This is a genomic window from Amycolatopsis sp. NPDC104819 (assembly GCF_055583145.1).
Genome location: NZ_JBVJON010000018.1, coordinates 130,826 through 142,682, shown reverse-complemented (window position 1 = coordinate 142,682; position 11,857 = coordinate 130,826). Strand labels below are relative to the sequence as shown.

General features: G+C 71.3%; 14 protein-coding genes. 7 read left to right on the top strand and 7 right to left on the bottom strand.

All coding sequences use genetic code 11. The features are described from left to right. The first annotated feature begins 141 nt into the window (after positions 1 to 141). Positions 142 to 1,650 carry a hypothetical protein gene (locus ACZ63E_RS40955; protein ID WP_465341703.1) on the top strand — a complete coding sequence of 503 codons (1,509 nt, stop codon included), beginning with the start codon at positions 142 to 144 and terminating at the stop codon, positions 1,648 to 1,650. Positions 1,651 to 1,653: 3 nt separating this feature from the next. Here the strand turns inward: ACZ63E_RS40955 and ACZ63E_RS40950 are convergent, their stop codons facing one another. The 3 genes from ACZ63E_RS40950 to ACZ63E_RS40940 all read right to left on the bottom strand — a co-directional run bounded on the left by ACZ63E_RS40950 (position 1,654) and on the right by ACZ63E_RS40940 (position 3,724). Then, positions 1,654 to 1,809, bottom strand: a complete 156-nt coding sequence (locus ACZ63E_RS40950; RefSeq protein WP_465313972.1) for a hypothetical protein — start codon at positions 1,807 to 1,809, stop codon at positions 1,654 to 1,656. Between the two features lie 249 nt (positions 1,810 to 2,058). Beyond that, on the bottom strand, positions 2,059 to 2,991 hold the full coding sequence (gene coaA, locus ACZ63E_RS40945) for a type I pantothenate kinase (protein WP_465313973.1): 933 nt from the start codon (positions 2,989 to 2,991) through the stop codon (positions 2,059 to 2,061). Positions 2,992 to 3,106: 115 nt separating this feature from the next. Further along, the gene (locus ACZ63E_RS40940; protein ID WP_465341702.1) at positions 3,107 to 3,724 is read right to left on the bottom strand and encodes a macro domain-containing protein; all 618 of its coding nucleotides are present in this window, start codon (positions 3,722 to 3,724) and stop codon (positions 3,107 to 3,109) included. 91 nt (positions 3,725 to 3,815) lie between these two features. Here ACZ63E_RS40940 and pheA point away from each other — a divergent pair, with 91 nt between their 5' ends. The 3 genes from pheA to ACZ63E_RS40925 all read left to right on the top strand — a co-directional run bounded on the left by pheA (position 3,816) and on the right by ACZ63E_RS40925 (position 6,111). After that, entirely contained in the window at positions 3,816 to 4,724 is a 909-nt protein-coding gene (gene pheA / locus ACZ63E_RS40935) for a prephenate dehydratase (protein WP_465313975.1), read from the top strand. Further along, on the top strand, positions 4,721 to 5,338 hold the full coding sequence (locus ACZ63E_RS40930) for a histidine phosphatase family protein (protein ID WP_465341701.1): 618 nt from the start codon (positions 4,721 to 4,723) through the stop codon (positions 5,336 to 5,338). The genes pheA and ACZ63E_RS40930 overlap by 4 nt, the downstream gene beginning before the upstream one ends. A 143-nt stretch (positions 5,339 to 5,481) precedes the next feature. After that, entirely contained in the window at positions 5,482 to 6,111 is a 630-nt protein-coding gene (locus ACZ63E_RS40925; protein WP_465341700.1) for a DUF4232 domain-containing protein, read from the top strand. On the opposite strand, the gene ACZ63E_RS40920 is transcribed toward ACZ63E_RS40925, so the two are convergent. The 4 genes from ACZ63E_RS40920 to ACZ63E_RS40905 all read right to left on the bottom strand — a co-directional run bounded on the left by ACZ63E_RS40920 (position 6,112) and on the right by ACZ63E_RS40905 (position 9,365). Further along, on the bottom strand, positions 6,112 to 6,588 hold the full coding sequence (locus ACZ63E_RS40920; protein WP_465341699.1) for a hypothetical protein: 477 nt from the start codon (positions 6,586 to 6,588) through the stop codon (positions 6,112 to 6,114). A gap of 39 nt (positions 6,589 to 6,627) precedes the next feature. Then, positions 6,628 to 7,875, bottom strand: coding sequence for an MFS transporter (locus ACZ63E_RS40915; protein ID WP_465341698.1), 1,248 nt, complete (start codon positions 7,873 to 7,875; stop codon positions 6,628 to 6,630). A gap of 99 nt (positions 7,876 to 7,974) precedes the next feature. Then, positions 7,975 to 8,325 (bottom strand): metallopeptidase family protein, encoded by a 351-nt coding sequence (locus ACZ63E_RS40910; RefSeq protein ID WP_125305989.1) that lies wholly within the window; start codon positions 8,323 to 8,325, stop codon positions 7,975 to 7,977. Further along, positions 8,325 to 9,365 (bottom strand): septum formation family protein, encoded by a 1,041-nt coding sequence (locus tag ACZ63E_RS40905; protein WP_465341697.1) that lies wholly within the window; start codon positions 9,363 to 9,365, stop codon positions 8,325 to 8,327. Before ACZ63E_RS40905 ends, ACZ63E_RS40910 begins: the two co-directional genes overlap by 1 nt. Before the next feature lie 155 nt (positions 9,366 to 9,520). Between ACZ63E_RS40905 and ACZ63E_RS40900 the strand changes: the two genes are divergently transcribed. The 3 genes from ACZ63E_RS40900 to ACZ63E_RS40890 are packed head-to-tail and all read left to right on the top strand — an operon-like array spanning position 9,521 to position 11,740. Continuing rightward, positions 9,521 to 10,075: a hypothetical protein gene (locus ACZ63E_RS40900; RefSeq protein ID WP_465341696.1), complete on the top strand. Its 555-nt coding sequence runs from the start codon at positions 9,521 to 9,523 to the stop codon at positions 10,073 to 10,075. Further along, complete coding sequence (locus tag ACZ63E_RS40895; RefSeq protein WP_465341695.1) at positions 10,076 to 11,242, top strand: glutathionylspermidine synthase family protein; 1,167 nt, start codon at positions 10,076 to 10,078, stop codon at positions 11,240 to 11,242. 45 nt (positions 11,243 to 11,287) lie between these two features. Next, positions 11,288 to 11,740 carry a DUF350 domain-containing protein gene (locus ACZ63E_RS40890; RefSeq protein WP_465341694.1) on the top strand — a complete coding sequence of 151 codons (453 nt, stop codon included), beginning with the start codon at positions 11,288 to 11,290 and terminating at the stop codon, positions 11,738 to 11,740. Positions 11,741 to 11,857: the final 117 nt, after the last annotated feature.

Below are 11,857 nucleotides of genomic sequence, written 5' to 3'. Positions count from 1 at the left end.
GGCTCGGCGCCTCCCCGTCGAGCACGCGGCGGGACCCGCGCCAGGGCCACCGCGACCAGCTCTGGGACATCCGGGGCTTCGCCCCGGGCCGGGGGCTCCGCCACCCGGAACCCCCGAAAGCCCGCGTGAAAGCATGGGCCCATGAGCCCGGTGAGTCGCGCCCGCAAGAAGAACCCGCAGCCGGTCACGCACAGCGTGACCGGTCTGTTCAAGGACGTCCTGAACGACTTCTCGGCGCTGGGCGCCGACCCCTCGCCGGTCGACGTCGAGCTCCTCGCGTCCGAAGTCCTCGGCCAGTTCCACGACGTGCCCCTCGAAGCGGGCGACGAGCCGCTCGGTCTCGAGCTGATCGCCTTCGCGCAGCGCAAGATCACGCCGGGCGCGGCCGCGCTGCTGGCTGCGCTCAAGGTCGTCGCCGAGACCGACGTCGAGCGCAAGGCCGCCGAAGACGGCCTGCAGGTCGTCCTCGGCCGCGGCATCCCCGCGCCCGACTGGGCCCCCGGGCTGGGCCGGGTCACCGCCGGCGAGTGCTGGCGGACCGGGGACGTCTACGGCGACGAGTCGTCCCTGCTCTGCGTCTTCTCCCACGGCGACGTCCAGCACGGCCTGCTCGCGCTGCTCGACTTCAGCGAGACCGGCCGGGTGCGCGACCTCGTGGTCATCGAGCAGCCCGGTGAGGTCCTCGCCGAGATGCGCGCCCAGGCCGAGGCGGACCCCGAGCTCGTGCTGTTCGAAGCCGTCGAGCCGGCCGAGGCGCACCGCCTGCTCGCCGACGGCCTCGCGGCGACCGACCACCTCGACGAGGCCGACGTCAGCGAGGACTACGCGCGCTTCCACGCCGTCGCGCTGACCTGGAGCCGCGCGCTGCCGGAGCCCGCGCTCGTCCCGGAGATCGCCGAATGGTCCGACACCGAGCGGGCGGCCGTCGTCGAGCAGTTCGTCGCCGCGAGCGGGGAGGACGCCGGTGCCGCGCGCGCCATCGGCGGCCTGCTGCTGGAGCACGGGGTGCGCACCGACCCGGCGAGCCCGCTGCGCGTCGGCCCGGAGAAGCTCGCGCGGTTCCTCGAGGGCCTGCTCGGCGAGGAGTACGAGCTCGACGCCGAGTACGAAGACGCCGTCGAGCCGGTCGTCCTGGCCTGGGTGCAGTGGACGGCGGAGCGCGCCGGGCTGACCGGGACGGCGATCGCCGCGCTCGACGAAGCCGTCGCCGACTACCTGAGCGAGTACGCCGACGAGGACGACTCCCCGCTGGAGCGCTACTTCGGCGACATCGGCGAGCTGTCGCCCACCGAGTTGGCGGACGCGCTGGAGCGCCGGATGTTCGCCGTGCCGTCGCTGACCACCGAGATCGAGGACGAAGAGGTCGACCTCGACCCCACCGACCCCGAGCAGCGCCGCGCGCTCGTCATCGCCGAAGCCGACGAAGACGAGGAAGAGCAGCGGCTGGTGCTGCGCGCGACGATCGTCGACCAGCTGTGGGACGACGAGCCCGCCGAGGCCTGGCAGGCCGTGCAGCGCCTGCAGGAGGGCGAGCTCGACCGCGACGAGATCTTCGAGCAGCTGATCGACGCGCTGGAAGGCAGCCTGCTGGATTCGGAAACGCTGGAATACGACGCCGACGGTTACGTCGAGGCGCTCACCGGACTCTGACGCTCAGGGGAGGGGGCCCGCCGGCTCGGCGGGCTTCACCTTGCGGCGGCGCTCCTGCAGCCGGTCGTCGAAGTCGACGACGAACGTTCCGGCGGCCATCGCGATCAGCAAGGCCAGACCGAGCACCGCACCGACCCACGTGAGGATCATCGTGAACATCGTGGGCCTCCTCCCCAGCTCAGAGCCGTGTTTCTGTCTTCTTCAGGGTCGCTTTCCCGCCCCCGCACCGGTATCGGCCAACCGGTTACGGCACCTCGGCCGATCGGCCGGGTTCCGGCGCGGAGAGTCGCGAGCGCACCACGATGCGTGCCCGGTCGTTCGCCGAGCGTGGGAATGAGTCGCATGTGGGTGACGGGCCCGTCGTGAGTGGTAATTGGGGTTCTAACCCGAATTACCACTCACGACCGGTCAGAGCTTGCGCAGGCGGACCCGGTTGATCGTGTGGTCGGCGTCCTTGCGCAGCACCAGCGTCGCCCGCGGCCGGGTCGGCTTGATGTTCTCCATCAGGTTCGGCTCGTTGATCGAGTGCCACAGGTGCCGCGCCTCGGCGCGGGCCTCGTCGTCCGGCAGGCCGGCGAAGTGGTGGAAGTGTGACGCCGGGTCCGCGAACGCCGTGTGCCGCAGCTCCAGGAACCGCTCGACGTACCAGCGCTGGATGTCGTCGGTGTGCGCGTCGACGTAGAGCGAGAAGTCGAAGAGGTCGGACACCATCAGCCGCGGGCCCGGCTGCAGCACGTTCAGGCCCTCGACGATGAGGATGTCCGGCTGCTGCACGACCTGCTCCTGGCCGGGCAGGATGTCGTAGGCCAGGTGCGAGTACACCGGCGCGGCGACCCGCTCGGCGCCCGACTTGACCTCGGTGACGAACCGCAGCAGCGCGCGGCGGTCGTAGCTCTCCGGGAAGCCCTTGCGGTGCATGATCCCGCGCCGCATCAGCTCGGCGCGCGGGTAGAGGAAGCCGTCGGTGGTGACCAGGTCGACGCGGGGGTGGTCCGGCCAGCGGGCGAGCAGCGTGCGCAGGATGCGGGCGGTGGTCGACTTGCCGACCGCCACGCTCCCGGCGATGCCGATCACGTACGGGACCTTCGTGCCGCGGGAGTCGTCACCGAGGAACGTCGTGGTGGCTTCGTAGAGCCGCTGGCGCGCGGCGACCTGCAGGTTGATCAGGCGGGACAGCGGGAGGTAGACGTCGGCCACCTCGGCGAGGTCGACCTGCTCACCGAGACCGCGCAGCTTCAGCAGCTCCGCCGCGGTCAGCGGCAACGGCGTCGAACTCCGCAGTTCTTTCCATTGTTCCCGGTGCAGCTCGACATACGGGCTGAGTTCGCGGACCCGGGTCATCGCACACTCCTCCGGCCGTCGCCTGCACTGGCGCACGTTCACCTGCGTGATTAACGGTAGGGCTTACGGCCGGTGAACGCGCTGTGATGTAGTCCACCCCACTAACTTCGGGTGATCACCGAGGGTGGCGGCCGAAGACCTCGTCCCAGGCCGCGGCGACCTGGCGGGCGCAGGTCGCGGGATCGACCCCGCCGATCCCGGTGCCGAGGCCCGGCATCGCGATCGTGTCGACGTACTCGCGCACCGGGCCGTGGTCGAGCCGGCCGTCCCGCCAGTTCAGGAACACCGCGCGGGCGGCGAGGTAGGGGTGCACGGTGTCGGCGGGCAGCCGCTCGCCGGGCTCGCGCATCGTCGGCGCGCTGATGAGCCACGCCGGCTCGGCTTCGCCGGTCGGGACGATCACGGCCTCGCCGATGGGGAGCTCGCCGCCGTGAAACGCCAGCACGGCGCTCCGGACGCTCTGCTCCACACCGGGGAACGCCTGCGCGTAGACGGCGTCGATGCCGCCGCGCATCCAGCCGTAGGAGTTGGCCGGGCTCACCACCGCCTGGGCGACGACGTCGAGCACCGACCCGCGGTGCACCTGGACCCGGCCGGCCAGCTTTTCGGCAGCGGCGGTCCAGGCGGTGGCGAGTGGTTCGTCAACGGCGCACAGCACCAGCTCCGGGGAGCGGGGGGAGACCGGCGGGTGTGCGCCCTCACGGCCGGTGTGCGTGCCCGAGTCGGCGGTCACGCGCTTAAGCATCGCAAAAAATGCCACCCGGCGTAACCGGTTCACGTACCGGCTGTCCGAGTGAAAGTCGCCACCCCCGTAGCCTGGGCCGGTGTCACGGATCGCATACTTCGGCCCCCAGGGGACCTTCACCGAACAGGCCGCGCGGATCCTCGCCGACGGCGACGAGCTGGTCCCGCTGGAGACCGTCCGGCTGGCGATGACCGCCGTCCGCACGGGCGAGGTGGACGCCGCGTGCGTGCCGATCGAGAACTCCGTCGAAGGGGTGGTGCCGGCAACGCTCGACGCGCTCAGCGAGTCGACGCCGCTGGTCGCCGTGGCCGAGGCCATCCTGCCGATCCACTTCAGCGTGCTGACGCGGCACGGCGCCGGGGAGATCAAGTCCGTCGCCAGTCACCCGCACGCGCTCGCTCAGGTCCGCGAGTGGGTCGAGGCGAACCTGCCGGGCGCCCACGCGGTCGCGTCCTCCTCGACGTCGGCGGCCGCGGTCGGCGTGCTGGAGGGCGAGTTCGACGCCGCGGTCTGCGCGCCCGTCGCGATCGAGCACTACGACCTCGAGGTGCTGGCCACCGAGGTCGGCGACGTCTCCGACGCCGCGACGCGGTTCCTGCTGGTGCGGCAGCCGGGTGCGCTGCCGGCCGCGACCGGCGCCGACCGGACGTCCGTGGTCGCCGCGGCGGTGAACCGCACCGGCACGCTCGCCGAGCTGCTCACCGCGCTGGCCGACCGCGGGATCAACCTGACCCGTCTCGACGCCCGGCCGACGCGCAACAACTTCGGCGAGTACCGCTTCTTCATGGACTTCGAGGGGCACGTGGCCGAGCCGCGGATCCACGACGCGCTCACGGCGCTGCGCCGGCACTGCCACCACCTGCGTTTCCTCGGCTCGCACCCGCGGGCGGACGGAACCCGCTCGACGATCGAGCCGGGCTTCGGCAACGACGAGTTCACCGAGGCGGCCGCCTGGGCCGACGCGGTCCGCAAGGGGGAGCTGGCGTGAAACTGCTGCTCATCCGCCACGGCCAGACCGACGGCAACGTCCGGGGAGCGCTCGACACGGCGCTGCCCGGGCCGCCGCTGACCGAGCTCGGCCAGTCGCAGGCCGCGGCGCTCGCGGGGCGGCTGTCGGGCGAGCCGGTGGTCGCGGTCTACGCGTCGCAGGCGACCCGCGCCCAGCAGACGGCGGCGCCGCTGGCCGCGCAGTTCTCCCTCGACGTGCAGGTCGTCGACGGTGTCCACGAGGTGGTCGCCGGTGACCTGGAGGGCGCGACCGACCACGGCTCGATCCGGGTCTACATGGAGACCGTCCGGAAGTGGACGCTCGGCGACCTGGAGCCGTCCCTGCCCGGCGGCGAGAGCGGCACGAGCGTCCGCACCCGGATGCTCGACGCCGTCGCCGGGCTGCGGGCCAAGCACGAGCAGGCCGACCCGGACGGTGTGATCGTCCTGGTCAGCCACGGCGGCGCGATCCGGCTGGCCGGCGAGTGGCTCGCGCCGAACGTCCACGCGGACATCGCGAACGCCGCGCTGATCCCCAACACCGGCCTGGTGGAGCTGGACGCCCGCCCTGACGGCCGCTGGCACTGCCTGAGCTGGGCCGACACCCCGCTCTGAGCGGTCACCGGAACGTGTTCGCGCGATCGCGGAAGTGCACCACATGGAAATAGAGTGCGTGGGTAATTAACGGGTGGGAGCCAACCCATCCGGGGGCCGGTACGTCTACCGACCAGGAGCACCCAACTAGGGAGGCGAGTGGAATGCAGCTTTCACGGTTGTTCCCGGTCGTAGCGGCCACGGCGGGCGTCTTGGCGCTGTCCGCCTGCGGTGGGGGAGCCACGCCGGCCGCCAGCAGTTCGACCCCGACGACGTCGGAGACCCCGAGCTCGACCACGGCCACCACCGCCGCGTCGAGCCCCAGCAGCTCGGCCCCGGCGCCGTCGCCGACGGCCGCGCCGGTGGACAACGGGCTCTGCAAGGCCGGCGACGTCACGCTGTCGCTCGGCCAGGGTGACGCGGGCGCGGGCTCGGTGTACCGGCCGCTGGTCATCAAGAACAGCAGCTCGAAGCCGTGCGAGATCCAGGGCTTCCCCGGCGTCTCGTACGTGGCCGGCACCGACGGGCACCAGGTCGGCAAGGACGCCTTCCGCGAGGGCACCAAGGGCAACGCGGTGAAGCTGAACCCGGGGCAGTCGGCGATCGCGGACATCCAGTTCGTCAACGTGCGGAACTTCGACTCGGGCACCTGCCAGCCGACGGCGGTGAAGGGCCTGCGGATCTACCTGCCGCAGGAGACCGCGTCGAACTTCGTGCCGTCCGACGGCACCGCCTGCGCGAGCACGAAGATCCCCGGCAACCAGCTCGCGGTGAAGACGGTCCACCCCGCCTGATCAGATCCGGGCGCAGATCTCCTTCGCCTGGACGAGGTGCCGCTGCCCGGAGATGTCGTTGAAGTGCAGGCTGAGCACCATGCGGCTGACGCCGTCGATGTGGTCGGCCAGCGGCTGGTAGGTGGCGTTCACCTGGGCGGCCGCCGCGGCGAGCTCGCGCGCGGCCGTCATCCGGTGCAGCCGCTCCCCGGAGAGGCCGGGGGTCAGCGACGGCTGCGCGTCCCGGCTCGTGTCGGGCAGCTCGCCGACGCGGTCGAGCGCCTGGCACGCCGCGAGCGCGTCGTCGAGGGCGCCGGCGTGCACCCCGGACAGGCCCCAGAGCAGGCCGAGCACCCCGCCGCCCAGCACGAACCCGGCGACCGCCGACAGCACGAGCAGCCGGCGCGACGGCGGTGGGCCCGCCGCGACCTCCTCGGTCTCGGCCGAAGGCTCGTCGAAGTCGGGATCGGCGTCGGTGCCGGTGTCCACGGTGCGCATAAGCCGCCTCCCACCACCTGGGTGATGAGACATTTCAGCTCATGAACCCGGATTCCGGGGCAGGAGCGCCGTGGCTGAGTCCGATTCGTCATCCAGCGAGGACCGCCACAACGCACCCGCCGCGAAGCCGGCGATCACCAGCATCGCGACGCCGGACACGGCGAACGTCCGTGCCGCCGTGCCGAGCGCCTCGGTCAGCACCCCGCCGAGCAGGGCGCCGAGCGGGATCGCGCCCCAGACGACCGTCCGCCACACCCCGAGCACCCGGCCGAGCAGCTCGCCGGGCACCAGCCGGTGCCGCGCGGTCGCGAGCACGACGTTCACCGCGACCACGGCGGCCGCGAAGAGGCCGAACAGCGCCGCGCTCGCGACCGGCGAGCGCACCAGGCCCATCCCGCCGAACCCGGCGGCGCAGCCGACGATGCCGCCGATGACGACCGCGCGCCGGCCGGCGGCGCGCACCAGCCGTGGCGCGAGACCGGCGCCGAGCAGCCCGCCGATCCCGCCGACGAACGCGAAGAGCCCGAAGGTCGCTTCGGACAGGTGGAGGTCTTCGAGCGCGTAGAGCACCAGCTGCGCCTGGGCGAGTTCGCTGACCAGGCTGAGCAGGCCCGCGATCGCGACCAGCCGCAGCAGCAGCCGGTGCCCGCGCAGCCAGCGCAGGCCGTCGGCCAGGTCGGCGCGCAGCTTCGCCGGGCGGACGGCCGCCTCGGCCTTCGCCCGGTAGGTGCCGGTGAGCCCGAGCAGCACCGCGGCCGCGATCGCGAACCCCGCGGAGTTGAGGACGAACGGGAAGGCCGCGAAGACCGCGAAGGTGAGGCTGCCGATCGGGCCGCCGAGGAACGTCTGGCCGACGATCTCGCACGCCTGCAGCTTGCTGTTGGCCGCGTCGAGCGAGCCGTCCCCGACCACGGCCGGGATCAGGGCGTTCGCCGCGCTGTCGGCGATGGTCTCGGCGGTCCCGATGACCAGTGCGGTGAGGTAGACCAGCCAGATCGTCATCCCGCCGGCGGCGACGAGCACCGCGAGCGCGCCGACCGTGACGGCCCGCGCGGTGTTCGCGACGATCATCGCGCGCCGCCGGTCGATCCGGTCGACCAGCGCGCCGGCCACCGCGGCGAACAGCAGCCAGGGGAGGAACTGGGTCGCGGAGAGCCCGGCGATGAGCACGGGGTCGCGCGTCAGGGTCGTGGCGAGCAGGGGCAGGGCCACCTTGCCGACGCCGTCACCCAGATGGGACGCGGCACTCGACGTCAGCAGCCACCTGAGTCTTCGCGCACCGTCCATCGGGCCCCCCGGCACTGATCGCAGCCACCCCATGACTTCGGGTAACAGGATAAGCGCGAGTTCACCCGATGGTGGTCACAGTGTCACTACTGGTGCGGGTCAGCCCCAGCCGAGCTCGTGGAGCCGGGCGTCGTCGATGCCGAAGTGGTGACCCAGCTCGTGCACCACCGTGATCAGCACCTCTTCGACGACCTCGTCCTCGTCTTCGCACATCGAGAGGATCGGCTGCCGGTAGATCGAGATCCGGTCGGGCAGCACCCCGCCGTAGGACGACGTCCGCTCGGTCAGCGCGATCCCGTGGTAGAGCCCGAGGATGTCCGGCGCCTCGTCGTTGAACTCCTCGACGAGCACCACGACGTTGTCCATCGCCTTGGCGAACTCCGGCGGCACCTCGTCCAGGGCCTCCGAGACCAGCTCTTCGAACCGCTCCCGGCTCATCTCGACGGGCATCAGCCGCTCGTCTTCGACGTCGGCGGCGCGGAGCTCGACGCGTCCGGACCGCCGCCCCCGTCCGAGGGCGGGCCGTCGGCCGGGGGCCCGTCACCCGGCTGGCCGCCGTCGGGACCCGCGGGCGCGGCCTTGACGCTGCCGGTCACCGCCTGCAGGCCGCTGTTGTCCGGCAGCTTCGCCGCGACCTTGCAGTTGACCTTGGTCGAACCGGCGTCCCAGCTCTCCTGCTCCCGCAGGTCCCAGGTCAGGATCAGGTGCTTCGCGTCCAGGTCGGCCCCGCCCGTGTAGTCCGCCGCCTGCTTGGTGCACTCGGTGTCGAGCCAGCTCTTCTGGTCTTCCTGCGACGGGTAGGCGTCCTTGAACTTCGTCTTGAGGTCGAGGGTCGCGATGATCTCGTAGGAGTGCGGCTTGGTGCACTCGACCGGGTCGCCGACGCCCTTGCCCTGCAGCGCCAGGCACGTGCCCGGCTCGAAGACCAGCGACTGGTCCTGCCCCTTCGCCGGCCCGGTCGTCGGCAGCAGCTTGCCGCCGGGGCCCGCCCACTGCAGGCCACAGCGCAGCTGGCGGTCGCCGTCGTCCCACTGGGACGGTGTCGGGCGCAGCAGGTTCGTCGTGAGCTTGCCGTACGGGTCGAGGCCGTGCCCGAGGTACGGCTTCACGTCCGCGGTGCACTTCTGCTGCGCGATCTGCTGCCACTGCTCCAGCGACGGCACCGGCGCGCCCTCCGGGAACTGGGCGCCGATGTCGACGAGCGTGGTCACCTCGAACAGGTGCGGCTGGGCGCAGTCGACCTTGCGCGCGTCACTCGCGTCCGGGTTGTCCCAGGTCAGGCAGCTGCCGGGCGGCGAGTGGAAGGCCTCCTGGGCCGCCGGGGACAGCTTGCCGGCGCCACCGCCGGCGCCGCCCGCGATGTCACCGCCCCACGAGAAGACGACACTGAGGGCGAGCGCGATCAACGCGCCCGCGAAGATCCCGCCCATCACGACGCGGGTGCGCAGCGTCTGCGTGGCGGTGGGGAACCGATCGGCGCTGGGAGACATCGCAGTCCATGATGCCCGCGCCGCGCGAGACGTGCGCGACCTAGGGTGGTTAGGGTGGGTCACGGTTTCGTGGTGGCCGGGATTACGGAGCGCACATGACGCAGGACAACAACACTGGGGACCAGCCGCCCCCGGAACCGCCGAAGCGCGGTTCCATGAGATTCCAGGACTCGAACACACAGCCCCGCCAGCCGTCGGTTGCGGAGCAGCGGGCTCGTCAGCAAGCCCTCAAGCAGGAGGAGCAGGACGCCGAACTGGCTCGCCAGGCCGACGCGAAGGCGGCGACCCGGCGCAAGATCCTGATCGGCAGCGGGGTCACGGTCGGGCTCGTCGGGCTCGTCGCGACGTTCTACGCCGTCGCGAAGCCGGCGGGAGACGTCACAGCCGTCTGCACCGACAACAACGGTGTCATCCAGAACGACGACAACTGCGACGAGAACTACGTGACCAGCCACGGCGGCTACCACAGCGGTGGCTTCCTGTTCCTCCCGATCCCGGGCGGCGGTTACAACAGCTACCGGTACAACTACGGCGGCACCGGTGTCATCGGGCAGCGCGTGACCGGCGGCTCGTACGACGCGCCGTCGTCGCGGACCAACGTCAACACGAAGTCCGGCAAGTCCGTCCAGCGCGGCGGCTTCGGCATCAGCGGCAAGAGCGGCAGCACCGGGAGCACCGGCGGCGACAGCGGCAAGAGCGGGGGATCGTAGGTGTACCGGGACCGGCGTGAGCCGCGGCGCGACTGGCAGCGGATCGTCGAGGAGCAGGGGCTCGTCTACGGCACGCCGGCCCGCGACGCGAGCGGGCGGATGCGGCCCTACTGGGACGAGTCCGTGCACTACGTCTTCGACATGGACGAGGTCCTCTCCCTCGAAGCCGACGTCGAACTGCTGCACTCGATGTGCCTCGAAGCCGTCGACAACGTCGTGACGACCGAGGGCTACCAGCGCTTCGGCATCCCGGAGTGGGTCTGGCCGCACATCGCGGAGTCGTGGAAGCGGCAGGACCCGCACGTCTACGGCCGGTTCGACCTGCGCTACGACGGCAAGTCGCCGGCGAAGCTGCTCGAGTACAACGCGGACACGCCGACGACCCTGCTGGAGGCGTCGCTGCTCCAGTGGCACTGGAAGACCGACGTCTTCCCGGACGACGACCAGTGGAACTCGATCCACGAGAAGCTCGTCGAGCGCTGGGCGTTCCTGCAGGACAAGCTGCCGTCGAACGAGCTGCACTTCACCTGGTCGGCGGCCGACCCGTCCGGCGAGGACAACGTCACCACGGCGTACCTGCAGGAGACCGCGGCCGAGGCCGGGCTCGACACGGTGGGCCTGGCGATCGAGGAGATCGGCTGGGACCCGCTGCTCAAGCGGTTCGTCGACCTCGAAGAGGCGCAGATGGCGACAGTGCTGAAGCTGTACCCGTGGGAGTGGGTGGTCGACGAGGAGTTCGGCCGCAACGCGGTCGAGTCGCTGCCGCGGACGCTGTGGATCGAGCCGCTCTGGAAGATGATCCTCTCCAACAAGACGCTGCTGGCGATCCTGTGGGAGAACTACCCGGGGCACCCGAACCTGCTGCCCGCGTTCGCCGACGACCCCGGCATCCTCACCGAGTACGTCCGGAAGCCGAAGCTGGGCCGCGAGGGCGCGAACGTGCAGATCGTCGCCACCGGTTACGAGACCCAGACCGACGGTGTCTACGGCGCCGAAGGGTTCGTCTACCAGGCGTTCGACCCGCTGCCCGAGTTCGACGGCTACCGGCCGGCGCTCGGCGCGTGGATCGTCGGCGACAGCTCGGCGGGCCTGGGCATCCGCGAGACCGGCGGCCTGGTCACCGACGACGGTGCGGCATTTGTCCCACATCGCATCCCCGAAGCGTGATACAACACCGTCGCTGATCAGCTCTTTCCTCCTGGGAGACAACTCGTGAACACGACCCTTGCGCTGTCCGACACGTTCGGCTCCGACCTCGTGCGGGGGATCGGCGCGATCCTGCTCTACGGCGTCATCGGCCTGCTGCTGATGTTCGCCGGGTTCTACGCGATCGACTGGACCACGCCGGGCAAGCTGTCGAAGCTGGTCACGCAGGGTCTGCCGAACGCGGTGATCGTGACCGCGTCCGGGATGCTCTCGATGGCGTTCATCGTCGTCGTGGCGATCTTCAACTCGGCCAGCGACCTCACCGAGGGCCTGATCACCTCGCTCGTCTACGGCCTGCTCGGGATCATCGTCCAGGTGATCGCGGTCCGGCTGCTGGAGTGGGCGACCCGCATCGACGTGGCGTCGACCATCGAGAGCGAGCACTTCGCCCCGGTGAGCATCGTCGTCGCGGCCGCGCACCTCGGCCTGGGCCTCGTGGTGGCGGTCGGCATCTCCTGACCCCGGGTGTGGGGCGGGGGGGGGGGGGGGGGGGGGGGGGATGGTGGTTTTGCTCTTGTTGGTGGGGTGTTGTCGTGGTGGGGGGGCTAAACGAAAGGGGTAGAAAGGCTCGCACCC